25 protein-coding genes and 1 pseudogene are annotated in these 24,421 nt (G+C 72.9%); 13 read left to right on the forward strand and 13 right to left on the reverse strand.

The genetic code is table 11. From position 1 onward, the window contains the following. Positions 1 to 94, forward strand: a pseudogene (locus ABZ924_RS29615) (dihydrodipicolinate synthase family protein); the annotation flags it as partial. Between the two features lie 49 nt (positions 95 to 143). Here the strand turns inward: ABZ924_RS29615 and ABZ924_RS29620 are convergent. The 4 genes from ABZ924_RS29620 to ABZ924_RS29635 all read right to left on the reverse strand — a co-directional run bounded on the left by ABZ924_RS29620 (position 144) and on the right by ABZ924_RS29635 (position 3,987). Then, complete coding sequence (locus ABZ924_RS29620; RefSeq protein ID WP_361916331.1) at positions 144 to 734, reverse strand: malonic semialdehyde reductase; 591 nt, start codon at positions 732 to 734, stop codon at positions 144 to 146. A gap of 130 nt (positions 735 to 864) precedes the next feature. Further along, the gene (locus ABZ924_RS29625; protein ID WP_361916334.1) at positions 865 to 1,119 is read right to left on the reverse strand and encodes an exodeoxyribonuclease VII small subunit; all 255 of its coding nucleotides are present in this window, start codon (positions 1,117 to 1,119) and stop codon (positions 865 to 867) included. A gap of 30 nt (positions 1,120 to 1,149) precedes the next feature. Continuing rightward, positions 1,150 to 2,367: an exodeoxyribonuclease VII large subunit gene (gene xseA / locus ABZ924_RS29630; RefSeq protein WP_361916337.1), complete on the reverse strand. Its 1,218-nt coding sequence runs from the start codon at positions 2,365 to 2,367 to the stop codon at positions 1,150 to 1,152. A gap of 120 nt (positions 2,368 to 2,487) precedes the next feature. Beyond that, a complete protein-coding gene (locus tag ABZ924_RS29635; RefSeq protein ID WP_361916410.1) occupies positions 2,488 to 3,987 on the reverse strand; it encodes an APC family permease in 1,500 nt (499 codons plus the stop codon). A 96-nt stretch (positions 3,988 to 4,083) separates the two neighbouring features. On the opposite strand from ABZ924_RS29635, the gene ABZ924_RS29640 reads away from it, so the two are divergent. Then, complete coding sequence (locus ABZ924_RS29640) at positions 4,084 to 5,091, forward strand: 4-hydroxy-3-methylbut-2-enyl diphosphate reductase (protein ID WP_361916340.1); 1,008 nt, start codon at positions 4,084 to 4,086, stop codon at positions 5,089 to 5,091. A 21-nt stretch (positions 5,092 to 5,112) separates the two neighbouring features. Beyond that, positions 5,113 to 5,886, forward strand: a complete 774-nt coding sequence (ppgK, locus tag ABZ924_RS29645) for a polyphosphate--glucose phosphotransferase (protein WP_361916343.1) — start codon at positions 5,113 to 5,115, stop codon at positions 5,884 to 5,886. Here the strand turns inward: ppgK and ABZ924_RS29650 are convergent. Continuing rightward, positions 5,883 to 6,413, reverse strand: a complete 531-nt coding sequence (locus tag ABZ924_RS29650; protein ID WP_361916346.1) for a DUF6542 domain-containing protein — start codon at positions 6,411 to 6,413, stop codon at positions 5,883 to 5,885. The two genes, ppgK and ABZ924_RS29650, sit on opposite strands and share 4 nt — an antisense overlap. Positions 6,414 to 6,548: 135 nt before the next feature. Between ABZ924_RS29650 and ychF the strand changes: the two genes are divergently transcribed. From ychF to ABZ924_RS29665, 3 genes are all read left to right on the forward strand, one after another. Continuing rightward, a complete protein-coding gene (ychF, locus tag ABZ924_RS29655; RefSeq protein WP_361916350.1) occupies positions 6,549 to 7,637 on the forward strand; it encodes a redox-regulated ATPase YchF in 1,089 nt (362 codons plus the stop codon). A 197-nt stretch (positions 7,638 to 7,834) separates the two neighbouring features. Continuing rightward, on the forward strand, positions 7,835 to 8,116 hold the full coding sequence (locus ABZ924_RS29660; RefSeq protein WP_361916353.1) for a type II toxin-antitoxin system prevent-host-death family antitoxin: 282 nt from the start codon (positions 7,835 to 7,837) through the stop codon (positions 8,114 to 8,116). Continuing rightward, positions 8,113 to 8,367 (forward strand): Txe/YoeB family addiction module toxin, encoded by a 255-nt coding sequence (locus ABZ924_RS29665; protein ID WP_099889683.1) that lies wholly within the window; start codon positions 8,113 to 8,115, stop codon positions 8,365 to 8,367. The genes ABZ924_RS29660 and ABZ924_RS29665 overlap by 4 nt, the downstream gene beginning before the upstream one ends. A 147-nt stretch (positions 8,368 to 8,514) precedes the next feature. Here ABZ924_RS29665 and ABZ924_RS29670 read toward each other — a convergent pair whose 3' ends face one another. The 5 genes from ABZ924_RS29670 to ABZ924_RS29690 form a co-directional block, all read right to left on the reverse strand. Then, positions 8,515 to 9,693, reverse strand: a complete 1,179-nt coding sequence (locus ABZ924_RS29670) for a hypothetical protein (RefSeq protein WP_361916356.1) — start codon at positions 9,691 to 9,693, stop codon at positions 8,515 to 8,517. A gap of 56 nt (positions 9,694 to 9,749) precedes the next feature. After that, positions 9,750 to 10,364: an antibiotic biosynthesis monooxygenase gene (locus ABZ924_RS29675; protein ID WP_361916358.1), complete on the reverse strand. Its 615-nt coding sequence runs from the start codon at positions 10,362 to 10,364 to the stop codon at positions 9,750 to 9,752. 72 nt (positions 10,365 to 10,436) lie between these two features. Continuing rightward, the gene (locus tag ABZ924_RS29680; RefSeq protein ID WP_361916361.1) at positions 10,437 to 10,619 is read right to left on the reverse strand and encodes a hypothetical protein; all 183 of its coding nucleotides are present in this window, start codon (positions 10,617 to 10,619) and stop codon (positions 10,437 to 10,439) included. A 78-nt stretch (positions 10,620 to 10,697) separates the two neighbouring features. Beyond that, entirely contained in the window at positions 10,698 to 11,369 is a 672-nt protein-coding gene (locus ABZ924_RS29685; protein WP_361916364.1) for a zf-HC2 domain-containing protein, read from the reverse strand. Positions 11,370 to 11,413: 44 nt separating this feature from the next. Next, entirely contained in the window at positions 11,414 to 11,989 is a 576-nt protein-coding gene (locus tag ABZ924_RS29690) for a sigma-70 family RNA polymerase sigma factor (RefSeq protein ID WP_361916366.1), read from the reverse strand. A 117-nt stretch (positions 11,990 to 12,106) separates the two neighbouring features. Here ABZ924_RS29690 and ABZ924_RS29695 point away from each other — a divergent pair, with 117 nt between their 5' ends. Beyond that, positions 12,107 to 12,562, forward strand: coding sequence for a copper-binding protein (locus ABZ924_RS29695; RefSeq protein WP_361916369.1), 456 nt, complete (start codon positions 12,107 to 12,109; stop codon positions 12,560 to 12,562). Positions 12,563 to 12,652: 90 nt separating this feature from the next. Then, positions 12,653 to 14,854 carry a DEAD/DEAH box helicase gene (locus tag ABZ924_RS29700; protein WP_361916372.1) on the forward strand — a complete coding sequence of 734 codons (2,202 nt, stop codon included), beginning with the start codon at positions 12,653 to 12,655 and terminating at the stop codon, positions 14,852 to 14,854. 34 nt (positions 14,855 to 14,888) lie between these two features. Here the strand turns inward: ABZ924_RS29700 and ABZ924_RS29705 are convergent, their stop codons facing one another. Next, positions 14,889 to 15,932 carry an SMP-30/gluconolactonase/LRE family protein gene (locus ABZ924_RS29705; protein WP_361916375.1) on the reverse strand — a complete coding sequence of 348 codons (1,044 nt, stop codon included), beginning with the start codon at positions 15,930 to 15,932 and terminating at the stop codon, positions 14,889 to 14,891. 79 nt (positions 15,933 to 16,011) lie between these two features. Between ABZ924_RS29705 and ABZ924_RS29710 the strand changes: the two genes are divergently transcribed. The 4 genes from ABZ924_RS29710 to ABZ924_RS29725 all read left to right on the forward strand — a co-directional run bounded on the left by ABZ924_RS29710 (position 16,012) and on the right by ABZ924_RS29725 (position 19,942). Then, entirely contained in the window at positions 16,012 to 16,449 is a 438-nt protein-coding gene (locus ABZ924_RS29710) for a MarR family transcriptional regulator (RefSeq protein WP_361916378.1), read from the forward strand. A gap of 349 nt (positions 16,450 to 16,798) precedes the next feature. After that, positions 16,799 to 17,884, forward strand: coding sequence for an alpha/beta hydrolase-fold protein (locus tag ABZ924_RS29715; protein WP_361916413.1), 1,086 nt, complete (start codon positions 16,799 to 16,801; stop codon positions 17,882 to 17,884). 220 nt (positions 17,885 to 18,104) lie between these two features. Beyond that, on the forward strand, positions 18,105 to 19,151 hold the full coding sequence (locus ABZ924_RS29720; RefSeq protein ID WP_361916381.1) for an alpha/beta hydrolase-fold protein: 1,047 nt from the start codon (positions 18,105 to 18,107) through the stop codon (positions 19,149 to 19,151). Next, on the forward strand, positions 19,148 to 19,942 hold the full coding sequence (locus ABZ924_RS29725) for a trypsin-like peptidase domain-containing protein (protein ID WP_361916384.1): 795 nt from the start codon (positions 19,148 to 19,150) through the stop codon (positions 19,940 to 19,942). The genes ABZ924_RS29720 and ABZ924_RS29725 overlap by 4 nt, the downstream gene beginning before the upstream one ends. Positions 19,943 to 19,999: 57 nt before the next feature. Here ABZ924_RS29725 and ABZ924_RS29730 read toward each other — a convergent pair whose 3' ends face one another. Both ABZ924_RS29730 and ABZ924_RS29735 read right to left on the reverse strand, forming a co-directional pair. Then, a complete protein-coding gene (locus tag ABZ924_RS29730) occupies positions 20,000 to 20,809 on the reverse strand; it encodes an isocitrate lyase/phosphoenolpyruvate mutase family protein (RefSeq protein ID WP_361916387.1) in 810 nt (269 codons plus the stop codon). Between the two features lie 629 nt (positions 20,810 to 21,438). Beyond that, the gene (locus ABZ924_RS29735) at positions 21,439 to 22,551 is read right to left on the reverse strand and encodes a pyridoxal-phosphate dependent enzyme (RefSeq protein WP_361916389.1); all 1,113 of its coding nucleotides are present in this window, start codon (positions 22,549 to 22,551) and stop codon (positions 21,439 to 21,441) included. A 195-nt stretch (positions 22,552 to 22,746) separates the two neighbouring features. Here ABZ924_RS29735 and ABZ924_RS29740 point away from each other — a divergent pair, with 195 nt between their 5' ends. Beyond that, positions 22,747 to 24,327: a S8 family peptidase gene (locus ABZ924_RS29740; protein WP_361916392.1), complete on the forward strand. Its 1,581-nt coding sequence runs from the start codon at positions 22,747 to 22,749 to the stop codon at positions 24,325 to 24,327. Positions 24,328 to 24,421 lie beyond the last annotated feature (94 nt).

Raw genomic sequence — 24,421 nt, forward strand, 5'->3', positions numbered from 1 at the left:
CCACACCCTCGAGCTCGCCCGCCAGGCCGAGCGCACCGGCGCGCACGGCCTGCTCGCGGTGACCCCGTACTACAACAAGCCGCCGCAGGAGGGCCCCGGGATCCGGGGCGCGCGGCCTTCTGCGTGGTGCGGGCTGTGCCGGCTCAGACGGTGGTGATGACCTCGTCGAAGCTCAGGCGCGGGCCGCGGGGGTGCCAGGCGTTCTCGCCCGGCTTGCCGATGTTGACGACCATCAGCGGGGTGTGGTCGTCGTCCAGGAACTCCTTCTGGACGCCGGCGAAGTCCACGCCGCCCATCGGACCGGCGGCCAGGCCGGCGGCGCGCACGCCGACGATGAAGTACGCGGCCTGCATGGCGGCGTTCATCAGCGCGGAGGCCTCGCGGACCGGGCGCTCGCTGAAGAAGACGTCCTTGGCCTGCGGGAAGTGCGGCAGCAGGGCCGGCAGCTCCTCGTGGAACTCGTTGTCCGCGGAGAGGATCGCGACGAGCGGAGCGGCGGCGGTCTTCTCCTGGTTGCCCTCCATCATCAGGCCCACGAGGCGCTCGCGGGCCTCCGCGGAGCGGACCAGGGTGATGCGCAGCGGGGTCGAGTTGAAGGCGGTGGGGCCGTACTTGACCAGGTCGTAGATCGCCTGGACCTGCTCCTCGGTCACCGGCTCGTCCGAGAACGTGTTGGCGGTGCGGGCCTCGCGGAACAGCAGGTCCTGGGCGGCGGAGTCAAGAACGAGGGACATCGGAAAAGCCTTCTTCCATGATGCGGAGAGGTGAAGCGTCGTCCCCGACTCTACGGCCGATTTAGTCGAATTTTCAACTAAATTCGGCCACGAGTGGCGGGGATCACGATTCACGCCCGGCGCCCCCGTCTCAGGCGTCCCCCGAGCCCCGCTCGTCCCCCTCGCCGCGCCCGTCGGCTCCCGCCTCGCGGGCCGCGAGCGCCGAGTCCAGACGGGCCCGCGCCCCCTCCAGCCAGCGCCGACAGACCTGCGCGAGTTCCTCGCCCCGCTCCCAGAGCGCGAGCGACTCCTCCAGGGAGGTGCCGCCGGCCTCCAGCCTGCGGACGACCTCGATGAGCTCGTCGCGCGCCTGCTCGTACCCCAACGAGGTATCGGTTTCAGTCATTCCCGTCTTCCCGTCCCTGTCTGTTGTCCGTCATGTTCCAAGCTTCTTGACCCGTACGGAGAACTCGCCCTCCGCCACCCGCGCGCGCAGCACCTCTTCGTCCGCCACGTCCTCGGGCGAGCGCACCACGTGCCCGTCCGTCCTCTGCAGCACCGCGTAGCCGCGCTCCAGCGTCGCCGCCGGGGACAGCGCCACCACCCGGGCCAGGGTGTGCGCCAGTTCGGAGTCCGCCCGGTCCAGCAGGTGGCCCAGCGTGCGCCGGCTGCGCCCCAGCAGGGCGTCCAGCTCGTCCTCCCGGGTCTCCACCATCCGCTGCGGGTGGACGAACACCGGTCGGGCGAGAGCGTGCGCGAGCCCCCGCTCCTCCCGGTCGAGCAGCGCGCGCACGGCCCGCAGGCCCCGCCCCTGCAGCTGGCGCACCCGCTCCAGCTCCTCGCCGACGTCCGGGACCACCTTCTTCGCCGCGTCCGTGGGCGTGGAGGCCCGCAGGTCCGCCACCAGGTCCAGCAGCGGCGAGTCCGGCTCGTGCCCGATCGCCGAGACCACCGGGGTCCGGGCCGCCGCGACCGCCCGTACGACCTCCTCGTCGGAGAACGGCAGCAGGTCCTCCACGCTGCCGCCGCCGCGCGCGACGATGATCACGTCGACCTCGTCCATGGCGTCGAGCTCCTTGACCGCCTGGACCACCTGGGGCACCGCGTGCACGCCCTGCACCGCCACGTTGCGCACCTCGAAGCGGACCGCCGGCCAGCGGCGCCGCGCGTTCTCCAGCACGTCGCGCTCGGCCGCCGAGGCCCGCCCCACCACCAGCCCGACCAGCTGCGGCAGGAACGGCAGCGGCTTCTTGCGGTCCAGGGCGAACAGGCCCTCGGCGGCCAGCGAGCGCTTGAGCCGCTCCAGCCGGGCCAGCAGCTCACCGATGCCGACCGGCCGTATCTCCGTGGCCCGCAGCGACAGCTGGCCGCGCGGGGCGTACCACTCCGGCTTGGCCAGGACCACGACGCGCGCGCCCTCGGTCACCGCGTCCGCGACCTCGTCGTAGACCTGGCGGAAGCAGGTCACCCCGATCGAGATGTCGTGCGAGGGATCGCGCAGCGTCAGGAAGACCACCCCCGCCCCCGGCCGTCGCGAGAGCTGCGTGATCTGCCCCTCCACCCAGACCTGGCCGAGCCGGTCGATCCAGCTCCCGATGAGCCGGGACACCCGGCCGACCGGCAGCGGCGCGTCGGCCGATGTATTCAGACCCATTACGCCCCCCTCCCTCTGCTAGCTTGTGTACGCCCCGTGAGGGGCCGGTTCGGGCCGGACCGCAACCCTCGGGTTGGAAGCCCCCTCCCTCGGGTTGGGGAGCGGAGTCACGCAGGCAGGCTAACCGCAGCCGCCGACAGCGCCCCCCGACTTCGAGTCGATGTCGGGGCCGCGCCGTTTCCGGCGCCGTTCGCGCTGGAGCACCAGCACCCCCAGGCCCACCGCGAGCCACACCGCCCCCACCACCTGCGCCGTCGGAGCCGCCTCGACGATCACCGCGACGGTCACCGCCGCGCCCAGCACCGGCACCAAAAGGTGCTTCCACCACACCGGTGCGCCGCCTGCGCGCCGCACGACGAACCAGCCGACGACCGAGGCGTGCAGCAGCGTGAACGCCACCAGCGCCCCGACGTCCACCACCGAGACCAGGCGGTCGAGCCCGTCGTCGCGCCGGGCCGCCCAGACCGCCGCGACCAGCGTGGTCACCGCCGCCGCCAGCAGGGCCGGCCGCGGGGTGCCGCCCCGGGTGCGCGACAGCGCCCGCGGCAGCCGCCCCTCCCGGGCCATCGCGAAGACCAGCCGGCCGGCCGCCGCCTGCCCGGCCAGCGCCGCGAACGCCGCCCCGACCGCCTTGCTGACCGCGACCAGGTCGTGCAGCCACGTCCCGACGGAGGCCTCCACCGCCGTGTAGAACGCCGGGCCCTGCTGCGCCGGGTCCGCCGCCAGAGCGGCCGAGGACACCGGCATCAGCAGCGCCGCCAGGTACGACTGCGCCACGAACAGCGCCCCGGCGAGCGCCAGGCAGAACAGCACCGCCCGAGCCACCCGAGCCGACCCCCCGGACGCCTCCTCCGCGAAGGAGACGATCGCGTCGAAGCCCAGGTACGACAGCACCGCCACCGACACCGCGCCGAGGACCGCCGCCGCGGAGAAGCCGCCCGGCGAGCCGTCCCCCGTCAGCGGCGACAGCCAGCCGCGCCGCGCCCCGTCCTGCACCAGCGCCGCCCCCGCGGCGGCCGTGAACACCAGCAGCACCGCGATCTCCAGCGCCAGCACCGCGAAGCCGGCGCGCGCGGCCGCCCGTACGCCCCACAGGTTCAGGGCGGTGGTCACGAGCACGGCCAGCGCCGTCCACACCCACTGCGGGACCGCCGGCACCAGCGCGTGCATCGCGATCCCGGAGAACAGGTACGCCACGGCCGGGATCAGCAGGTAGTCCAGCATCGCCATCCAGCCCGCGACCAGCCCGGCCCCCTCGCCGAGCCCCTTGCGGGCGTACGTGAAGACCGACCCGGCCTGCGGGGCCACCCGGACCATCAGCGCGTAGCTGAACGCGGTGAAGGCCATCGCCACGGTCGCCGCCAGGTAGACCAGCGCCACCGCCCCGTGGGAGCGGGCGTCCAGGGTGCCGAAGACCCCGACCGGGGCCATGGGGGCGATGAACAGCAGCCCGTACACGACCAGGTCCCGGAAGCCGAGGCTGCGCCGCAGGGCGGGGGCGCCGGGGGCCGTGCCCGCGTCCGCGCCCGTACCCGTGCCCGCGTCCGCACCCGTGCCCGCGTCGGCGCCTGTACCCGCGCCCGTATCCGTACCCCTTCCGGAATCCCTCACGGAGGCCATCATTCCGCCGAGTGACGACGGGAATGGACATCCGACACGGGCGCACCCGGCCCGTGCCGAACGGGCGGCGCGTGGCCTGCGCACGACCCCCGTACGATGGACCGCATGAGTGCTGCCGCCGCCCCTGCTCCCGCTTCCCGCCGCGTCCTGCTCGCCGCCCCCCGCGGCTACTGCGCGGGCGTCGACCGAGCCGTGATCGCTGTCGAGAAGGCCCTCGAGCAGTACGGTGCGCCGGTCTACGTGCGCCACGAGATCGTGCACAACAAGTACGTCGTCCAGACGCTGCAGAAGAAGGGCGCCATCTTCGTCGAGAAGACGGAGGAGGTCCCGCCGGGCTCCATCGTGATGTTCTCCGCGCACGGCGTGGCGCCGGTGGTGCACGAGGAGGCGGCGCGCGGCAGGCTCGCGACGATCGACGCGACCTGCCCGCTGGTCACCAAGGTCCACAAGGAGGCCATCCGGTACGCGAAGGAGGACTTCGACATCCTCCTGATCGGCCACGAGGGCCACGAGGAGGTCATCGGCACCTCCGGCGAGGCCCCCGAGCACATCACGATCGTCGACGGCCCGGACGACGTGGAGAAGGTGACCGTCCGCGACGAGTCCAAGGTCGTCTGGCTCTCCCAGACCACCCTCTCCGTCGACGAGACGATGGAGACGGTCGACGCGCTGAAGACGAAGTTCCCGCTGCTCGTCTCGCCGCCCAGCGACGACATCTGCTACGCCACCTCCAACCGGCAGGCCGCGGTCAAGGCCATGGGCGCCGATTCCGACCTGGTCATCGTGGTCGGCTCGAAGAACTCCTCGAACTCGATCCGGCTCGTCGAGGTCGCCCTCGACGCCGGCGCCCGCGCCGCCCACCTCGTCGACTTCGCCAGCGAGATCGACGAGGCCTGGCTCGACGGCGTCACCACGGTCGGCCTGACCTCGGGCGCCTCCGTGCCGGAGGTCCTCGTCGAGCAGGTGCTCGAATGGCTGGCGGAGCGCGGCTTCGCCGACGTCGAGATCGTCAAGACCGCCGAGGAATCGATCACCTTCTCGCTCCCGAAGGAGCTGCGCCGCGACCTGCGCGCCGAGGCGGCCGCCCTGGTCGCCGACGAGTGACGGTTTCCGTACGGTGAGTCCATGCAGCTCTTCGGTGTGGACATCGGCGGTACCGGGATCAAGGGCGCTCCCGTGGACCTGGACCGCGGCGACCTGGCGCAGGAGCGCCACAAAGTACTGACACCGCAGCCGGCCACCCCCGACGGGGTGGCCGGCTGCGTCGTCGAGGTGGTCCGCCACTTCGACTGGGACGGGCCCGTCGGGGTGACCTTCCCCGGCGTCGTCACGGGCGGGGTCACGCGCACGGCCGCCAACATGGACAAGGGGTGGATCGGCGTCGACACCGCCGCCCTGCTGTCCGAGCGGCTCGGCGGCCGACCGGTCACCGTCCTCAACGACGCCGACGCGGCCGGGGTCGCGGAGATGACGTACGGGGCCGGGCGCGGCCGCACCGGCACCGTCATCCTGCTGACGCTGGGCACCGGCATCGGCAGCGCCGTGTTCACCGACGGGCGGCTCGTACCGAACTCGGAGCTCGGGCACCTGGAGCTGAAGGGCCACGACGCGGAGAAGCGCGCGTCGGTCAAGGCCAAGGAGGACGGGGAGCTGACCTGGGAGCGCTGGGCGCGCCGGGTGCAGAAGTACCTGGCGCACGTGGAGATGCTGTTCTCGCCCGACCTCTTCATCCTGGGCGGCGGCGTCAGCCGCAAACCGGAGAAGTTCCTGCCGCTGATCGACGGGATCCGCGCCGAGATCGTCCCGGCGAAGCTGCAGAACAACGCCGGCATCGTGGGAGCGGCGATGGCCGCGAAGGCGACGAAGCCCGCCACGGCGGCGGAGGAGGGGCCGGGCTAGGCAGCCCGCCGGGGGAGCCGGCCCCGCTTCCCCATCAGCACCGCCTTGCGCCCCACAGCGATCAGGGCGGCGACCAGCGTCCCGCCGTACAGCCAGCCGGCGTGCAGCGACAGGGCGGTCACGACCCCCATCAGCTGCGCGCCGAAGCCGCCGCCCGAGCCGCCGGAGATCGGCCAGACCCCGATGGCGAAGGCGATCGGCGCGGCGATCGGCGCGGTGATCAGGTCGGCGGGCCGCACCCAGACCGCGGTGGCGGCCGCGACCGGCAGGAACAGCAGCCCGTACCCGAACAGGGAGCCGTCGAAGAACAGCCAGACGAACCCGGCGACGAGCGTCATCGACACGCACGCGAACAGGCCGCCGCCGAGCCCGGTCAGCATCGGGCGCGGCAGCCTGCGCCCCGCAGCCGGCCGCGGCCGCCCGCCCTGCGAGGGCACCCCGGCCATGCCCGGAGCCGCGGCCGCGCGGGGGCGGGGCTGCTGCTGTCGCTGCGGGTGGTACGCCGAACGCGTCCTGTGTCGCTCCACCCCACCAAACTAGGCGGGCCGGGGCCGCTATCCCCGCGGGGACACGCGTACAACGACTGCCGCTCATCGGAAAGTAAACTGTCCGGTGGCCCACTCCCGGGCCGCCGCCCCCTCCAGCTACGGGAAGTCGCCAACGTGTCGCTCACGATCGGAATCGTCGGCCTGCCGAATGTCGGCAAGTCGACCCTGTTCAACGCCCTGACCAAGAACGACGTGCTGGCGGCCAACTACCCGTTCGCCACCATCGAGCCGAACGTCGGCGTCGTCGGCGTCCCGGACGCCCGCCTGGCCGTCCTCGCCGGCATCTTCGGCTCGCAGCGCATCCTCCCGGCGACCGTCGACTTCGTCGACATCGCGGGCATCGTCCGCGGCGCCTCGGAGGGCGAGGGCCTGGGCAACAAGTTCCTCGCGAACATCCGCGAGTCGGACGCGATCTGCCAGGTCATCCGCGCCTTCAAGGACGAGAACGTCGTCCACGTCGACGGCAAGGTCTCGCCCAAGGACGACATCGAGACCATCAACACCGAGCTGATCCTCGCCGACCTGCAGTCCATCGAGAAGGCCGTCCCGCGCCTGACGAAGGAGGCCCGCCTCCAGAAGGACAAGGTCGCCGTCCTCGCCGCCGTCGAGAAGGCCCAGAAGATCCTCGAAGCGGGCGACACCCTCTTCTCCCAGGGCATCACCAAGGGCACCGAGCAGGGCGACCTCCTCCACGAGCTGCACCTGCTCACGACGAAGCCGTTCCTGTACGTCTTCAACGTCGACGAGGACGAGCTGACGGACGACGCCTTCAAGGCCGAGCAGTCCGCCCTGGTCGCCCCGGCCGAGGCGATCTTCCTCAACGCCAAGCTGGAGGCCGACCTCGCCGAGCTGGACGACGAGGAGGCCCTCGAGCTCCTCCAGTCCGTCGGCCAGGACGAGCCCGGCCTCGCCACCCTCGGCCGCGTCGGCTTCGCCACCCTCGGCCTGCAGACGTACCTGACGGCCGGCCCGAAGGAAACCCGCGCCTGGACCATCAAGAAGGGCGCCACCGCCCCCGAGGCCGCCGGCGTGATCCACACCGACTTCCAGCGCGGCTTCATCAAGGCCGAGGTCATCTCCTTCGCGGACCTGGTCGAATGCGGCTCGGTCGCCGAGGCCCGCGCCAAGGGCAAGGCCCGCATGGAGGGCAAGGACTACGTCATGCAGGACGGCGACGTGGTCGAATTCCGCTTCAACGTCTGAGCGTGTGAATCAGCACCACGTCGCTCACTGGGCAAACATGTAGGTCAGAAGGGCCCGCCTCCTCGGAGGTGGGCCCTTGGTCTTTTCCCGTGCTGGGATGGCGCTGGGACAGCTGACCGCCCATCAGGCGTTTCCCCTCCCGAAAGAAGTCGAGAGTGGTACGTTATTAGGTACCACTTGATGGAAGAGGTCGGGACATGTCCATAACCGCGAGCGAAGCCCGCAAGGAACTCTTTCCGCTGATCAAGAAGGTCAACGAGAACCACGAGGCCATCGAGATCGTCTCCAAGCACGGCAATGCCGTGCTCGTCTCGGCCGAGGACTACGCTGCGCTGCGCGAGGGCTCGTACCTGCTGCGGTCCCCGGCGAACGCTCGTCGGCTGCTCAAGGCGTACGAGAACGCCCTGGCCAACATCAACGTGTCGGAGCGCGAGCTGATCGATCCGGAGTCGGCGGACGCTGGTGCGGGTGCCGAGTGAGGCTTGTCTTCGAGGATCAGGGCTGGGAGGACTACACGTCCTGGCTCAAGAACGACCGCAAGATGCTCGCCCGGATCAACAAGCTCATCGAGGACGTCAGGCGTGACCCGTTCTCGGGGATCGGCAAGCCCGAACCTCTGAAGTACCACCTGCCCGGGGCGTGGTCGCGGCGGATCGACGACGAGCACCGCCTCGTCTACCTGGTGACGGACAAGGAGATCGTCATCCTCGCTGCCCGATATCGCTACTGACCGCCCGTGCTGGGATGGTGCTGGGAGAGATCCCTCCGGAGTGGCGTTTCCGCAGGTCGCAGCTCTGTGCTCGACGTTCCGCTTCAACGTCTGAGCGGACGACAGACGAAAGGGGGCTGACTCCACTAGGAGTCGGCCCCTTCGTGGTCACCGTGCGGGGGCGGTGGCGGGGTCGAGCATCGGCTCGAAGGCGGAGCCCTCCTCGTCGGGGACGTGCGGGAGGAACCCGTCGGGGACGGTGCGGGCGGCGGTGGCGAGCAGGCGGTCCAGGACCTCCTGGTCGGTGGCCGGGGGGAGCCCGAGTGCGGCGAGGAGGCGGTCGCGGACGGCGGGGTGGTCCGGGTTGTCGTCGAGGTAGTCGGCGTTGAGGGCGGGGGGCCGCAAGCCGGCCAGGGCGTCGTGCCAGGACGGGAGGACGATGGCGAGGGTCAGGGCCTCGGCGAGGGACTCGGCGATGAGGGAGGCCCGGCCTTCGGAGTCGGTGTAGAGGACGGGGCGGGGGCCGTCGGGGACGGCCGGACCGCAGAGGTAGTGGGTGCCGCCCGCGCCGCAGCCGGCGACGGGCTCCACCGGGAGGCCGTTGGGCAGCGCGATCGACTCGATCGGGTCGGTGCGGGCAAGGTCGAACTCGCCGTCGCAGGAGAGGTAGAAGTCGACCTCGGGATGCGCGGCGATCCTGCGGAGCAGTGCGTCGTCCGAGAGGGCGGCCGGGTTGAGGGCCGCGGCGATCGCCGGGGTGAGGGGGTGTCCGGCCAGGACGTGGCGGATGGCATCGAGGGGGACGGGGCGCTCGTAGTAGTCCTCGAAGTGGGCCTGGACGGCCGCGGGAGAGCGGTCGGTGAGGAGGCGGAAGAGGAAGCCGGAGCCGTCTGGGTGCTCGCTGTCGGTGGGGAAAGCGATGGCCGAGCCCGTGCGCCAGGCCGTGTCGCCGGTCTGCCACCACAGGCAGGCGGTGACCCGAGGGGCGTCGATACCCTCGTCGCGGAACGCGGGCTCGTCCAGGAGCGGGCGCAGCGCGGCGGGCACGTCGTCGATGACACCGGGCCAGACCTGCTCGTCATCCGTCCCGTACGGACTCATCGCCGCCTCGTGGTCGAAGCCGCGTATGAGCACGCCGGCCGGGGTGAAGAGGACGGAGAAGTCGTCCCCTGAGCCGTTGTCCATCAGGGCCGCCTCCTCGCCGGGCCCCCAGGCGGCGTCGAAGGTGTACTGGCAGAACCGCGGATCGTCGCCGATCGCCGCGTCCAGGACGGCCAGCGCGCGCAGATGGGCACGGAGTTCGTCCGGGTCGGGGAGAAGGGCGGCGGTCTCGTTCACGGTGCTCATGGCGCTATCGAAGCAGCCGCCGCCGACAGTCCGGCGAGGTCGGTCGGATGACGCGGTCAGGGGTGGGGGACCGCTGTGGCGAGGAGGACCTCGAATTCCTCGAGGCTGGTGGTTCTTGCCGGGGCCTGGGTCGTGGCTGCTGCGCGGACCGCCGCGACGGGGCCGCGGGAGGCCGCGAGGGTGCCTCGGTCGGTGTAGAGCGCGCCGACGGCGGCCCGGCCCCGCTCGCGGTCGACGAGCAGGGAGATGCCGGCCAGGCCGGGGACCTGTTGGAGCCTGGGCAGGGCGGTGTCGCGGAACGTTTCCACCAGCAGGTCGATGCCGGTCGGCTCCACGTCCATGCGGACCAGCCGGAACCCCGCGCCGGGCCCGAGATCCTCCGCGCGCCTGGCGACCGGCGCTTCCCAGTTGTCGACCGTCACGGTCTGGGCGAAGGACGCCAGCATCTCGGTCCGCCGCTTGCTCAGCGTCTCGTAGCTGGCCTGCCGGGAGGTCGCGTCCTCCCACCACGTCCCCACCAGGAGCTTGCCGAGCTCGCGGTCGACGAACAGTCCCATCCCGCGAAAGCCCGGCTGCGCGGAGACCAGTTCGCGCCCCTCGGTCCGGAGCGCCTCGGCGACCCCGTCGAGCTCGGCCGGATCACCCGTTGCATAGATGCTGCGTACGTACATGGCGTCCTTTCCTGGTGTACGGCGTGCGCGGCGACGCGCCCGCCGTGGAGGGCGGGCGCGTCGTGGAGGGCGTCAGAAGGCGCGCGGGGGCTGCTGCTTGCCCGAGCGGTCCTCCATGTCCATGTCCCTGTCCATGTCCATGTCGTCGCTCGTGCGGGACGGGTCCTTCGAGCGGTCCTTGGCCTCCTGCATCTTCTTCTTGGAGTCCTGCTTGAGCTGGGAGGACTTGTCCTGCGGGGACTGCTTGCGTGCCATGTGCTTTTCGCTCCTCGTTGAGGGGGGAGGGGGCGTCATCATGCTGGCACCGGGTCGTCGCTCTCGCATGTCGAAGCGTTACGCAGGGTGAGGGGCCCCGAAGGTCGCCGTTGCCAGGAGCGTGCCGCTCGGGGTGAGGACGCGGGCGCTCGCCAGGGCGGGGGAGACCGTGGCCGGGGCGGCCCAGTAGCCGTAGCCGTCATCGAGGGGGAAGCTGCCGAGCGGCTTGGTCGTGCCGTCGGTGTAGGTCAGGACGCAGCGGGCTCGGTCCACCTCGGCCGGTCCCTCGTCCAGGTCCACGGCCATGTAGATCCAGCCCCGGTCGCCCCCGCCCGGGTGGGCGAAGACGTGGCCCGCGTCCTCGCCGTCCGGGGTACGCAGCGGGGCCTCCAGCAGCGCCGCCGCCGTCGTGGCGGTGGTTGCGGGTGGGGCTCCGGTGAGCGCGGTGCCCGCCGCCCAGCCGCCGAAGGCGCAGGCCGCCGCAAGGGCCGCGGCCGCGAGCGCCAGGCGCAGGCGCCGCCGCTCGGGGCGGTGCCGCAGGTGCGGTGCGGTACGGGTCTCGAAGCCCAGCGGGGGTTCCGTTCCCGGCAGCAGCGCGAGCAGGCCGTCGCCGATCGGGGCCAGCCGCTCGACGCGGACCCGGCAGTCGGGGCAGTGGTCCAGGTGGGCGAGGGCGCGGGCGCGCTCCCGGCCGGGGAGGATGCCCAGCGCCAGCTCGGCGTCGAGGAACCGGACCTGCTCGCACGTCATGGCGCTCCCGCTCCCGCTTCCGCTTCCGGATCCGGTGCCGTCCGTCATCGCCGGCCTCCTCCCTCCGCCGCCTCCAGCCCGGCGCGCAGCTTGTGCATCGCCGTCCTGATCCGCGTCTTGGCCGTGCCCAGCGGGATCTGCTCGAACCCGGCGATCTGCTGCGCGGTCATCCCGTAGATCCCCGCCATCACCAGGGCCCGGCCCTGCTCCCGCGGCAGCGCCGCCAGGGCCGTACGGATCCCCGCGGACGCCTCGGAGGCCAGCGCGTGCTGCTCCGGGGTGTCCGTCACGATGTCGAGCAGCGCGTCCAGGTCCTCCGGGGCCAGCGGGGTGGTCCGGCGCGCCCGGACCGCGTCGATGGCCAGGTTGTGCGCGATGGCCGTCAGCCACGTACGCACCGACCCGCGCCGCGAGTCGTACACCTGGGCATGGCGCCAGGCCCGCTCGAACGTCTGCTGCGCCACGTCCTCGGCGAGCTGCGGATCGCCCACGACCGCCACGGCCACCCCGAACACCGCCCGCTGGAACCGGCGTACGAACGCGATGGCGATCTCCTGGTCGCCCGTCGCCAACCCGGCCAGCAGCGCCTCGTCCGAGGCGCGCCCGAGCGGAAGGCCCATCCTCTGCACATCAGGGGATACGGACCGGCGGCGCCCCCGGATTGCTCCACACACCTCCAGTGTCCTCTTTCCCGCCCTCCCGCCCATCCCTCCGGGGCTCTCGCACGTAGTGCATGCATGAGGAGCGAGAGACGTACGAGAAGGGCGGGGACGGGAAGGGCCGGTGCGGTGCTCGGCGGCGTCCTGCTCGCCGCCGCCGGCGCCGCCTGCGGCGGTACGGCCGCCGCGCCGCCGCCCGCCGCGCCCGACCGGAGCAGCCCCGCGACCGCCGCCGCGGTCAGCGCCGACCTGAGCGACTTCCGCATCGAGCTGTCGCGCAAGACGTTCACGGCGGGCGCCTACACCTTCACCGTCAACAACACCGGCCACCACGACCACGCCCTCGAGATCGAGGGCCCCGGCGGCGAGCAGCGCTCGCCGACCCTCGAGCCCGGGCAGCACGCCACCTTCTCCGTCACCCTGAAGGAAGGCAGGTACGAGGTCTACTGCCCCGTCGACGGGCACGCGGACCTCGGGATGAAGACCGGGATCACGGTGGGCGCCACCCCGTCCGGCAGCGCGACCGGCCACTGAACCGCCGGCGCGGGCCGCCTCCCCCGCACCCCGCGGTAGGTTGCGTCCAGCCGGTACCGCCGGCCGGGAGCAGTCGAGGAGTGAGGGGCCATGCGGCTCAGGGCGTCCGAAGTGATCGGCGCGGGCGAGCGGCTGCACGCGGCGGCGCGGGCGCTGCTCGACGACCACCGGCGGGCCGTCGAGGCGGTCCGCGAGGCCTGGGCCCCGCTCCACGCCGCCCTGGTGCGGGCCGAGCTGGGCCGGATCCCGGCCGCCCGCCTCAAGGACGTCACCGAGGGCCGGCTGCGGGTCGCCGTCATCGAGGCTGCGGGCTTCGACACCGTGCTGAAGGTGCTCGACGCCGGCCCCCACCGGCTCCGCCGGCTCCCCGGCGTCGGCCGGCAGACCGCCGACCAGGCGCTGGCCGCGGCCCGGCAGCTCGCCGAGGCCGCCGGCGAGACCGTCGCCGTCCACCTCGACGTCGACCGGCCCGAGCCCGGGACCACGGCCCTGGTCACCGCCCTGCACCTGCTCGTCGAGGCCGGCCCCGACGCCCGCCGGGCCGTCGCCGCCGCCGAGGAGCTCGACGCCGGGCTCGGACCGCTCCTCGCCGATGCGGCCCCTGCCGCCGGGCGGCTCGGCCGGCTGCGGCTGCTGCGCCTGCGCTGGGCCGGCCGCGAGTGCCGGGAACGCCGGGAGCGGGTGCTCGCGGCCGTCGCCGGGATCGGCCGGGTCACGCGGCAGGCCGAGCGGGAGGGGGCGGGGCTGCTGCTCGGGCAGGCGTCGGTGGACCTGCTGCGCGGCCCCGCCGACGAGGCGGCGGCCTGGGTGGACTTCTGCCTGCGCTCCGCCGAGTACCCCGGGCTGCTCGCGGAGATCGCCGAGCGGGCCGGCGGCGGCCCCGACCCGGCCGCCGCCGAGGGGTTCCTGCCCGACGCGGTGGCCGCACGGGTCCGCGCCCAACTCCTCGACACCGCCCACCTGCGCGTCCCGCTGCGCGGCTACCAGGCGTTCGGCGCCCGCTTCGCCCTCGCCCAGCGGCGGGTGGTCCTCGGCGACGAGATGGGCCTCGGCAAGACGGTCCAGGCGATCGCCGCCCTCGCGCACCTCGCCGCGCAGGGCGAGGGCCGCTTCCTCGTCGTCTGCCCGGCCGGGGTCCTGATCAACTGGATCCGCGAGCTTCAGGCCCGCAGCAGCCTGCGGGCCGTCCTCCTGCACGGGCCCGGCCGGCACGACGCCTACGCGGACTGGTGCCGGCGCGGCGGCGTCGCCGTCACCACCTTCCAGGCCCTGGCCGGCTTCCCGCAGCCCGCCGGGGGCGGGCCGGCGATGCTCGTGGTCGACGAGGCGCACCACGTCAAGAACCCGCAGACCCGCCGCAGTGCGGCCGTCGCCGACTGGGCGGGCCGCTGCCCGTACGTCCTCTTCCTCACCGGCACGCCGATGGAGAACCGGGTCACCGAGTTCCGCAGCCTCGTACGGATCCTGCGCCCCGAGGCCGACTCCGGGATCGGGGACGTGGACGCCGCCGCCGGCCCGTCCGCGTTCCGGGAGGCGGTGGCACCCGCGTACCTGCGGCGCAACCAGCGCGACGTCCTCGCCGAACTCCCCGCCCTGCAGTGGACCGACGAGTGGGAGGAGCCCGGCGCGGGCGACCGGGAGGCCTACCGGGCCGCCGTCCGGGACGGGAACTTCATGGCCATGCGGCGGGCGGCGTACGCCCGGCCCGAGAAGTCGGCGAAGCTGCGGCGGCTGCGCGAACTGGTCGCGGACGCCGCCGCGAACGGGCTGAAGGTCGTGGTCTTCTCCTCCTTCCGGGAGGTGCTGGGCGCCGTCGAGGACGCGCTCGTACGGCGCCCGCCCGGGGGCGGGCCCGCCCCGCTCTTCGGCCCGCTCTGCGGGAGCGTGCCCGCGGCGCGACGCCAGCGGATCGTCGACGGCTTCGCCGCCGCGGCCGGGCACGCGGTGCTGCTCGCGCAGATCGAAGCCGGCGGGACCGGGCTGAACCTCCAGGCCGCGTCCGTGGTGATCCTGTGCGAGCCGCAGCTCAAGCCGACCGCGGAACAGCAGGCGGTCGCCCGCGCCCACCGGATGGGGCAGGTGCGCGGCGTACGGGTGCACCGGCTGCTGGCCACCGAGGGGGTGGACCAGCGGCTGCTGGAGGTGCTGGAGCGCAAGTCACGGCTGTTCGACGCGTACGCCAGGCGCAGCGCGGTCGCGGAGTCGGCGCCCGAGGCGGTCGACGTCTCGGACACCTCGCTGGCCCGGCGCATCGTCGAGGAGGAGCAGGAGCGGCTCGGCGCGGCCCGCTGAGCAGCGGACCCCCACCCCCGCCTCCCGGCCGTCCTTACAGGCCCCGCACCGCCGCGACCGTGAACGTGCCCGGGGTGCCCGGGCCCATCGGGCCGCCCTTGTCGAACTGGGAGCGGACGACCAGCGTCCGGCCGGCGGTGTGGCTGAGCGTGGTCGGGATCTGCAGCGAGGGGTCCGTGATCGTACGGACCAGGCGGGCCCGGGTGCCGTCGTGGCTCACGCGCCACCGGGTCAGGGTGTTGGTGGTGTTGTGGGCCACCCGCAGGCTGCCGTCGGGCGCGAGGTCGAGCCCGTCGGCGTGCGTGAGGTCGCCGCCGCCGAGGTCGACGCGGGACAGCGCCCCGGTGCGCAGGTCGATGCGGTGCAGGTCGCCCGCGGTCATGTCCACGGTGAGCAGGTACCGCCCGGCCGGGTCCGCGGCGATGCCGTTGAGGCTGATGGTGCGGCCCGGGTACGGGGTGAGCCGGCCGCTGAGGTCGTACGCGGCCTTCAGCTCCCCGGATCCCGCGGCCACCTGGGCGGGGGTGACCCGGTAGACCACGGCCCGGAAGCTGTCCGTCAGGTACGCGGTGCCGTCGGGCGTGAAGGCGAGGTCGTTGATGAAGCGGGGGTCGCCCCCGGCGACCTCGAAGTGGGCCAGGCGGGCCCCGGACGCGGTGTCGTACACGGCGACGCCGGCGGTGGAGTCGGTCACCCACAGGCGGCCGCGGGAGTCGACGCGCAGGCCGTTCGCGGTGTGCCGGCCGTCGGTCCCGGAGGGCAGAAACACCTCGGCGGCGGAGCGGCCGGGCAGGGCCCGGTAGACGGTGCCGTCGGCGTACGAGCCGACGTACACGGCATGGGTACGGGGGTCGGTGGCTATGCCTTCGGGGTAGACCTTCTCGCCGGGGAGGGTGAAGGCGGTGGATATCCGCGCGTCGGCGACGGCCTGGGCGGCCTGCGGGGGCTGAGCGGTCTGGGCGGTCTGGGCGGCCTGCGCCGCCGGGAGGGCGGTCAGGGTCAGCGCGGTGGTCAGGGCCAGGAGCGCGGCGGGCAGCAGCAGCCCGGACGTGCCCGGCTCGGACTTCTTCTTCAGCACGGCGTGTGTCCTCTTCCTTGTGGGTGAACAAGAACATAAGTTAGAGCTCTAATACTCGCAAGGGGACTAGGATGCCGGGATGACGTCCATGCCTCCCGAGGAGCGCATCGGCGCGCACATCAAGCGCGCCGAGCAGGCGCTCCTCGCGGCGAAGAACACCGCGGTCAAGCCGGGTGCAGTAACGGTTCCGCAGTACGCCGCCCTGCTCTGGCTCGCCGAGAAGCCGGGGATCTCCGCCGCCGCTCTGGCCCGCCTGTGCGGGGTGACCCCGCCGACCATGAACACCGTCCTGAAGAACCTCCAGGAGCGCGGGTTCATCGAGCGCACCCCGCACGAGTGGCACCGCAACGTGCTGGAGACCCGGCTCACCGCCGAGGGCCGGGCCGCGATGGAGCTGGCCGACGAGGGCGCCGTACGGGTGGAGCGGGCGCTCGCCGCCGCGTTCACGGACGAGGAGCGGCAGCTGCTGGTCCGGCTGCTGGGGCGGTGCGCCGAGGTGCTCGACGCCCAGAAGTGAAATCCCGCGTACGGGTTCCCGACATATGAGATTCGGATCGCGTTTTTGCCGGATTTTGGAACTGCCCGTGGGATTCGCACATCAGAAGCAGGGGGATGCCCAGCCGTTCTGTCCCGTTCAGGGACAGGCATGACCACTCGGAGCGAAGTCCGTGCACCAGCACCCGCAGCGCCAGCGGCCCGACCAGCCGCACCCGTCGTACCGGCAGGGCCCGTACGGGGACCAGCCGCCGCAGCCGCCGCAGCAGGCGCCGCAGGGGTTTCCGCCGCAGTACGGTGACGGGCCGGGCCGGCCGTACGAGGACCGGCACGGACAGCAGCCACCGCCCCGCCACGAGCCCCGCGAGCCCGTGGAGCCGCCGCAGCCGGGGCGCTCGCGCCGTGCGATATGGATCAGCGCGACCCTCGCCCTGGTGGTGCTGCTCGCGGGCGGCGGCTTCGCCGCCTGGAAGCTGGAGTGGTTCTCCGGCAACGGCGACTCCGTGAGCTTCGGCAAGAACCAGCCGCCCGCCGCCAAGGAAACCGGCGGCCAGGGAGCCGGTACGCCGCAGACCCCGGCCAAGCCCACCGGCGATCCGGACGTGCAGCTGCCCACCGGCCCCAAGGCCGACTTCAAGCAGTTCGCCAAGCTCGACGACGGCACGATCATCGCCAAGACCCGCCTCGCGGGCCCGAAGTCCGGCTTCGAGGGCGACGTGTGGGTGTGGGCGCCCAAGGAGTACGACGACCCGAAGTACGCCAAGAGCGGCTTCCCGGTACTGATCTCCCTGCCCGGCGGCAACGGCTACCCGACCAACTACTGGGCCGACCGCAGCCTCGGCCTGCAGAAGGCCATCAGCGAGGGCGTCAAGGCCGGCACCAGCCTGCCGTACATCGTGATCATGCCGGTGCTGAACCCCGACGCCAAGTACTACTACGACGGCTCCGACATCCCCGGCCAGCCCAAGATGGGCACCTGGATCGCCGAGGACATCCCGGACTTCACCCGGGCCAACTTCCGTACGTACAAGTCCCGTGACGGCTGGGCCTTCATGGGCTCCTCCTCCGGCGCCTTCGTCGGCATGAAGACCCTCCTGCAGTACCCGGAGCGGTTCAAGGCCGTGATCGCCAGCGGCGGCGAGCTCGTCCCCGACTCCCCGCTGTGGAAGGGCCACCAGGCGGAGATGGACGCGAACAACCCGGAGAAGCTCGCCAAGAAGCTGATCGAGAAGAACGGGCCCGAGGTCTACATCAACTTCCAGGTCGGCACGAAGGAGACCGGCAAGGACGCGATGCTCAAGTTCCAGCAGCAGTACGGCAAGGGACCCGTCAAGACGACCATCCGCGACATCCAGAACGGCGAGCACAACGGCTGGCACTACGTCCGGGGCATGAAGGAAGGCTCCCTGGAGTGGATCAGCAAGGTGCTCAAGGCCCCGAAGCCCGAAAACGGCTGACCTGCACCGACGCACGGAGCCGGGGGCGGGCGCGGCCCGCGCACTACGTCACACCCGTCCCAGGCAACCCTCCCGGTCGTTGAACCCTCTGTAAAGGGTGTAAGGGGGACCGATCGGTCCGAACCGCGCCCCGCAGCGGGCGCCGGAGAGGGAACGGGACAAATCCGTGCAGCAAGACCAGCTTCAGGGTGACGGCCGCCTCGCGGCCGAGGAAGGCCCCGTGACCACGGGCCGCCGCCGCCCCAAGCGCCTGCGCAGGCTTCTGATCGGAGGCGGGCTCGCCTTCGCGCTGGCCGCCGGGGGCGCGGCGGCGTACGCATTCGGGGTCTTCTCCGACATAGGGGATCCCACGTCCTTCGGGAAGGTGGAGGAGTCGGCGGCGGCCGAGGACATCCGGCCGGGCGTGAGCATGCCCACCGGCCCCAAGGCCGCCTTCGTCCGGACGTACCGGATGCCCGACGGCACCCAGATCGCCCGTACGACGCTGAAGGGCCCGAAGTCGGGCTTCACGGGGGACGTGTGGGTGTGGGTGCCCAAGGAGTACGACGACCCGCGGTACGCCAAGAGCGCCTTCCCGGTCCTGATCTCCCTGCCCGGCGGCCGCGGCTACCCCAAGAACTACTGGGGCACCGGCCCGGGCCTCGGCCTGGAGCAGGCCGTGATCGACGGGGCGAAGGCGGGCAAGAGCCTGCCGTTCATCCTCGTCATGCCGGTGATCAACGCGGACACCAAGCACCACTTCGACGGCTCCGACATCCCCGGTCAGCCCAAGATGGGCACCTGGATGGCCGATGACGTCCCGGATTTCACCCGGGCCAATTTCCGCACCTTCACCTCCCGCGACGGGTGGGCCTTCATGGGCTCCTCCTCGGGCGGCTTCGGCGCGTTCAAGCACGTCCTCAAGCACCCCGACCGCTTCAAGGCGGCCATCGCCAGCGGGGTCGACATCGTCCCCGACTCGCCGCTGTGGAAGGGGAACACGCAGGCCATGGACGAGAACAACCCGGAGAAGCTCGCCGAGAAGCTGATCGCCGCCGGCGGCCCGGACGTGTACATCAACTTCCAGATCGGCACCGCGGAGAGCGGCCGCGACAAGACCGAGAAGTTCATGCAGGAGTACGGGAAGGGCCCCGTGCACACCCGGCTCCAGGTGATCCAGGATGGTGAGCACAACGGAAAGTCGTACGTGCGTGGCATGAGGGAGGGCTCCCTGGAGTGGATCAGCAAGGTGATGTCGCCACCGACCCCCGATCCCGGCGTGCGATGAGCGCCGTGGCGAAGGGGGCCTCCGCCGCGGCCGCCGCCGGTGTGGCGGCCGTCCTCGCCGTCGCCTTCGTCAAGGCGACGGACGAGGACGCAGGAGTGCACCCCTTCCCCGGTGTCGGCGTGCTCATGGCGAACGGGGAGCACTGGTGCACGGCGAGCGTCGTCGACAGCCCCCGGGGCAACGTCGTCGCCACCGCCGCGCACTGCGTCGCCCCGGCGGGCGAGAACGGCGAGCCCGGCGAGGTCGCGCACGACGGGCGGGAGATCGGCGAGCTGTCCTTCGCGCCGGCCTTCTCCGGCGAGGGCGCGGGCCGCCGGCCGCTCGGGGTGTGGAAGGTGCGCGCGGTCCACGTGGACGAGCGCTGGACGAAGTGGGGCGAGGACACCGCCGACTTCGCCTTCCTCAGCATCGAGCCCGACGAGGACGGGCGCACCGTCCAGCAGGCGGTCGGCGGAGCTGCGGAGGCGCCCGTGCCCGACTGGACCTCCGGGTACGAGCGGGAGGTGACGGTGGTCGGCTATCCGGAGTCCGACCGCAACCCGCAGAACAAGCCCGTCTCCTGCACCACCCAGACCTCCCACGACCAGGACGACCCGGCCATGCTGTACATCAGCTGCGCCGGGTTCTGGACGGGCACCAGCGGCAGCCCCTGGATCGCCGACCGGGGCGGGCCGGGCAGCCCGGGGCACCTGATCGGCGTACTGAGCGGCGGCGACACGGACGTGGACTCCACGGCCGCGCTGTTCGACGAGCGGGCGAGGGCGCTGTACGAGCAGGCGGCGCAGGACTGAGTCCCCGGCCGGCCGCGCAGCCTGCCCGCGCCGCCTGCTCGCGTCCGCTCCGCTCCCCTAGCCCTTCAGGAGGGCGTTGGCCGTCCCGTACGGGAGGCCCTCGGGCAGGTCGGTGTACGTGCCGCCGCTCACCAGCTCCTCGGCGGCCCGGCGCACCACGTCGTACGCGGCGGACGCCACCCAGGAGCCGAGGCTCACGCGGGCCGCGCCGAGCGCGCCGAACTCGGCGACCGACGGGGCGCCCGGGTGGGCCAGGACGTTGAGGGGCGCGTCGATGCCCTTGGCGAGCTCGGCGACGGTGGCGGCGTCGGTGACGCCGGGCACGAAGATGCCGGAGGCGCCGGCGCGGAGGTAGGCGGCGGCACGGGCGAGCGTGTCGTCGAGGCGGTCGCCCGGCTCCCCGAGCCCGAAGAGGTACGTGTCGATCCGGGCGTTGATGTAGAGCGGGATCCCGGCGGCATCGGCTGCGGCGCGGGCGGCGGCCACGCGGTCGGCGAGGTCGGCGGGGGCGCGGGTGCCGTCCTCGATGTTGATGCCGACCGCGCCGGCGGCGAGGACCGCGGCGACGGTCTCGCCGACCTCGGCCGCGGTGGCGCCGAAGCCGCCCTCGATGTCGGCGGTGACGGGGACGGAGACGGCGCCGGCCACACGGGCGATGAGGTCGAGCGCGCGGTCGCGGGTCAGCGAGTCCCCGTCCGGGGCGCCGAGGGACCAGGCGACGCCGGCGCTGGTGGTGGCGACGGCCGGGGCGCCGGCGGCCTCCACGAGGCGGGCGCTGACCACGTCCCAGGCGTTGGCCAGGGCGAGGGGGCGGGTGGGGGTGTGCAGCGCGGCGAACCGCCGCGCCAGCTCAACTTGGCTGCTCATGCCCCTACTTCACCAGACGGGCCGCCCCCGTTCCGGCGATTTTCCGACATGTACGGCCCGCCGCGGGCCGACCCGGCCCCCTCGGAGCCGGCCACGCCGAGCCGGATCCGCACCCGGGGTGTCCGTGCCCGCTGCGCGGAGCCGTTCCCCCACCCCGCCCCTTCTCCCCCGGCTACCGCTGGGAGGTGCCCCCAGAAACCGGGACCTGCGGCCCCGGCCCCCGCCGGCTGCCCGGGCTCCGCCCGGCACCCGTTCCGTGCGCTCCGCGCCCGGTGCGCTCAATCGCCGCGCGGGCTGGATTTGCCCGGCGTGCGCGGTATTCGAAGCCGAGGTCCGGGGCGGCCCCGGCCCCGCCCGGGTGCCCGGGCTCCGCCCGGCACCGATTCCGTGCGCTGCGCACCCGGTGCGCTCAATCGCCGCGCGGGCTTGATGTGCTCGACGCCTGGGGCGAGGGTCCGGTAATTCCAGCCCCGCCGGCGTTTGAGGCGCGGGGTCTGGGGCGGAGCCCCAGAAGGCCGGCCGGCCGGTTGTGCCTGCGCCTGGGGCGAGGGTCCGGCAATCCCAGCCTCGCCGGCGTTTGAGGCGCGGGGCCGGGCGGAGACCGGTGGCTCCCGGCCCGAGGCCCTCGGTCAGGGGGCCAGGCCCGACTTGAGGCCCGCGCCGCAGAGGGGGAGGACTGCGGTGCGGCCCTGGAGGGGGTTGGCGGCCGAGCGGGGCCCCACCGCGGCCCAGCAGGCGGCAGCCGTCGGCTCGACGAACAGGCCCCGCCCTGCAAGGTCCCGCTGGGCGGCGCGCAGCGCATCGTCCGGCACGGTCAGGAACGTGCCGCCGGACTTCCGCACGGCGGCCAGGATCTGCCGGGCCCGCGGCGGCGCCGGGATCGCGATCCCCTCGGCCAGGGTCGGCCGCTGCTCCACCGGCTCCGCATCCTCCGCCCCGGCGGCGAACGCCGCGGCCAGCGGCGAGACCGCCTCCGCCTGGACGGCGATCAGCGCCGGCGGCCGCACCCCGCGCCGGGCCAGCTCCTCCACCGCCAGGGCGGCCCCCAGCAGCAGGGTGCCGTTGCCGACGGGGAGGACCAGGGCCTCGGGGAGCCGGCCGCCCAGCTCCTCCCACACCTCGTACACGTACGTCTTCGTGCCGTGCAGGAAGTACGGGTTGAAGACGTGGCTGGCGTAGAAGACCCCCGGCAGGTCCGCCTCGGCCCGCGCCGCCGCCGCGGTGGCCTCGCGCCCGCCGGGTACCAGGCGGACGGCCGCGCCGTGGGCCCGGATCTGTTCCGTCTTCTTCTCCGAGGTGCCCTCGGGCACGAAAATTTCACAATTCAGCCCGGCCCGCGCGCAGTAGGCGGCGACAGCCGTCCCCGCGTTGCCGCTGCTGTCGGCGATCACCCGCTCCGGCCCCAGCCGACGGGCCACCTCCGCGAGCATGACGGCGCCCCGGTCCTTGAACGACAGCGTCGGCATCAGGAAGTCGAGCTTGGCGTGAATCCGCTCCCCGAGCGGGACGAGCGGGGTGTTGCCCTCGGACAGGGTGACGGCGAACGCCCCCGGCAGCGGCAGTGCGCAGCCGTATCGCCAGAGCGAGTTCGGCCCGGAGCCCGGGTCCAGCGCACTGGCCGGATCCGGGGTGAAGTCGAGGTCCCAGGGGCCGCCGCACACCGGGCAGCACCACGGCGCGGTCCGGGCGTCGGCGCGGGTGCCGTCGTCGGGGCAGACGTAGCCGGGTAGTGCGTGCGTCATGTGCGGAGCACCTTTGCTCGTTCATGGCCGTTGTATGGCACGGATGTTACGCGTTCGCCGTCCCCTTGTGGGATCCCGAAAGGCTGGGTCAACCTTTCGTCAGAGCGGGCCCCGGCAGGCCGTCCAGTAGATTGTCATGCGCATGCCGCCATGCCCGCCGCCCCGGCGAAGTCCCTGATGAGGAGGACCCCCCACATGTCCGTGAAGCGTCACACACGCCGGAAATTCACCGGCCTCGGCGCGGCGGCAGCCCTGGCCCTCGCGCTCGGCGCGACGGCCGCGCTCCCGGCCTCCGCGGCCGACGGCGGCCCGCAGGGCGTCGTCGAGAACGCCGGCGCCCCCGGCGCGGTCGCCGACAGCTACATCGTGACCCTGAAGGACTCGGCCGCCCGCTCGACCGCGGCCAGCGGCAAGGCCGTCGCCAAGAAGTACGGCGCCAGCATCGACCGCACCTACAGCGCCGCCCTCAACGGATACTCCCTCAAGGTCTCCGAGAAGCAGGCGAAGAAGCTGGCCGCCGACCCGGCCGTCAAGTCCGTCGTGCAGAATCGTACCTTCACGATCGACGGCGCCCAGGGCACCCAGCCGAGCCCGCCCTCCTGGGGCCTGGACCGCATCGACCAGCGCGCCCTGCCGCTCGACAGCAACTACACGTACCCGGACAAGGCGGGCGAAGGCGTCACCGCGTACATCATCGATACCGGCGTGCGCATCAGCCACACCGACTTCGGCGGCCGCGCCTCCTACGGCTTCGACGCCATCGACAACGACAACACCGCCCAGGACGGCCACGGCCACGGCACGCACGTCGCCGGCACCGTCGCGGGCGGCTCGTACGGCGTCGCCAAGAAGGCCAAGATCGTCGGCGTCCGCGTCCTCGACAACAACGGCTCCGGCACCACCGCCCAGGTCGTCGCGGGCATCGACTGGGTGACCCAGCACGCCGTCAAGCCGGCCGTGGCGAACATGTCGCTCGGCGGCGGCGCCGACTCCGCGCTCGACACCGCCGTGCGCAACTCGATCGCCTCCGGCATCACCTACGCGGTCGCCGCGGGCAACGAGTCCACCGACGCGAGCACCAAGTCCCCGGCCCGCGTCGCCGAGGCCATCACGGTCGGCGCCACCACCAGCACCGACGCCAAGGCCAGCTACTCCAACTACGGCAGCACCCTCGACATATTCGCCCCCGGCTCCTCCATCACCTCCTCCTGGGGCACCGGCGACACCGCCACCAACACCATCTCCGGCACCTCGATGGCCACCCCGCACGTCGCGGGCGCGGCCGCCCTGTACCTCTCGCAGAACCCGTCGAGCACCCCGGCCCAGGTCCGCGACGGCCTGGTGGCGGCGGCCACCCCGAACGTGGTGACCGGCCCCGGCACCGGCTCCCCGAACCGCCTGCTGTACGCGGGTGGCGGCACCACCCCGCCGAGCGGCCCGCGCTTCGAGAACACCGCGGACTACGCCGTCAACGACAATGCGACCGTCGAGTCCCCGCTCACCGTCAGCGGCGTCTCCGGCAACGCCCCCGCGGCCCTCGCCGTCTCGGTCGACATCAAGCACACGTACATCGGCGACCTGAAGGTCGACCTCGTCGCCCCCGACGGCTCCGTGTACAACCTGCACAACCGCAGCGGCGGCAGCGCGGACAACATCATCAAGACCTTCACCGTCAACGCCTCCTCGGAGGTCGCCAACGGGGTGTGGAAGCTGCGCGTGAACGACAACGCGAACCTCGACACCGGCAAGATCGACTCCTGGGCGCTGCAGTTCTGACAGCGGGTCAAGCAGACTGAAGGCACCGCGCCGCACGGGCTGCGGCGAACGGCGGGGGCGACCGACACCACGGTCGCCCCCGCTGCGTACTATT

The organism is Streptomyces sp. NPDC046876, assembly GCF_040645035.1.
Classification (GTDB): domain Bacteria; phylum Actinomycetota; class Actinomycetes; order Streptomycetales; family Streptomycetaceae; genus Streptomyces.

What these genes read in the sequence shown, in the direction of transcription:
- ABZ924_RS29620 (WP_361916331.1), bottom strand. Translation starts at nt 734, where the DNA reads ATGTCCCTCGTTCTTGACTCCGCCGCCCAGGACCTGCTGTTCCGCGAG.
- ABZ924_RS29695 (WP_361916369.1), top strand. Translation starts at nt 12,107, where the DNA reads ATGAGGAGCGAGAGACGTACGAGAAGGGCGGGGACGGGAAGGGCCGGT.
- ppgK (WP_361916343.1), top strand. Translation starts at nt 5,113, where the DNA reads ATGCAGCTCTTCGGTGTGGACATCGGCGGTACCGGGATCAAGGGCGCT.
- xseA (WP_361916337.1), bottom strand. Translation starts at nt 2,367, where the DNA reads ATGGGTCTGAATACATCGGCCGACGCGCCGCTGCCGGTCGGCCGGGTG.
- ABZ924_RS29740 (WP_361916392.1), top strand. Translation starts at nt 22,747, where the DNA reads ATGTCCGTGAAGCGTCACACACGCCGGAAATTCACCGGCCTCGGCGCG.
- ABZ924_RS29730 (WP_361916387.1), bottom strand. Translation starts at nt 20,809, where the DNA reads ATGAGCAGCCAAGTTGAGCTGGCGCGGCGGTTCGCCGCGCTGCACACC.
- ABZ924_RS29725 (WP_361916384.1), top strand. Translation starts at nt 19,148, where the DNA reads ATGAGCGCCGTGGCGAAGGGGGCCTCCGCCGCGGCCGCCGCCGGTGTG.
- ABZ924_RS29660 (WP_361916353.1), top strand. Translation starts at nt 7,835, where the DNA reads ATGTCCATAACCGCGAGCGAAGCCCGCAAGGAACTCTTTCCGCTGATC.
- ABZ924_RS29670 (WP_361916356.1), bottom strand. Translation starts at nt 9,693, where the DNA reads ATGAGCACCGTGAACGAGACCGCCGCCCTTCTCCCCGACCCGGACGAA.
- ABZ924_RS29635 (WP_361916410.1), bottom strand. Translation starts at nt 3,987, where the DNA reads ATGGCCTCCGTGAGGGATTCCGGAAGGGGTACGGATACGGGCGCGGGT.
- ABZ924_RS29640 (WP_361916340.1), top strand. Translation starts at nt 4,084, where the DNA reads ATGGACCGCATGAGTGCTGCCGCCGCCCCTGCTCCCGCTTCCCGCCGC.
- ABZ924_RS29710 (WP_361916378.1), top strand. Translation starts at nt 16,012, where the DNA reads ATGACGTCCATGCCTCCCGAGGAGCGCATCGGCGCGCACATCAAGCGC.
- ABZ924_RS29625 (WP_361916334.1), bottom strand. Translation starts at nt 1,119, where the DNA reads ATGACTGAAACCGATACCTCGTTGGGGTACGAGCAGGCGCGCGACGAG.
- ABZ924_RS29685 (WP_361916364.1), bottom strand. Translation starts at nt 11,369, where the DNA reads ATGACGTGCGAGCAGGTCCGGTTCCTCGACGCCGAGCTGGCGCTGGGC.
- ABZ924_RS29675 (WP_361916358.1), bottom strand. Translation starts at nt 10,364, where the DNA reads ATGTACGTACGCAGCATCTATGCAACGGGTGATCCGGCCGAGCTCGAC.
- ABZ924_RS29735 (WP_361916389.1), bottom strand. Translation starts at nt 22,551, where the DNA reads ATGACGCACGCACTACCCGGCTACGTCTGCCCCGACGACGGCACCCGC.
- ABZ924_RS29690 (WP_361916366.1), bottom strand. Translation starts at nt 11,989, where the DNA reads ATGGGCCTTCCGCTCGGGCGCGCCTCGGACGAGGCGCTGCTGGCCGGG.
- ABZ924_RS29700 (WP_361916372.1), top strand. Translation starts at nt 12,653, where the DNA reads ATGCGGCTCAGGGCGTCCGAAGTGATCGGCGCGGGCGAGCGGCTGCAC.
- ABZ924_RS29680 (WP_361916361.1), bottom strand. Translation starts at nt 10,619, where the DNA reads ATGGCACGCAAGCAGTCCCCGCAGGACAAGTCCTCCCAGCTCAAGCAG.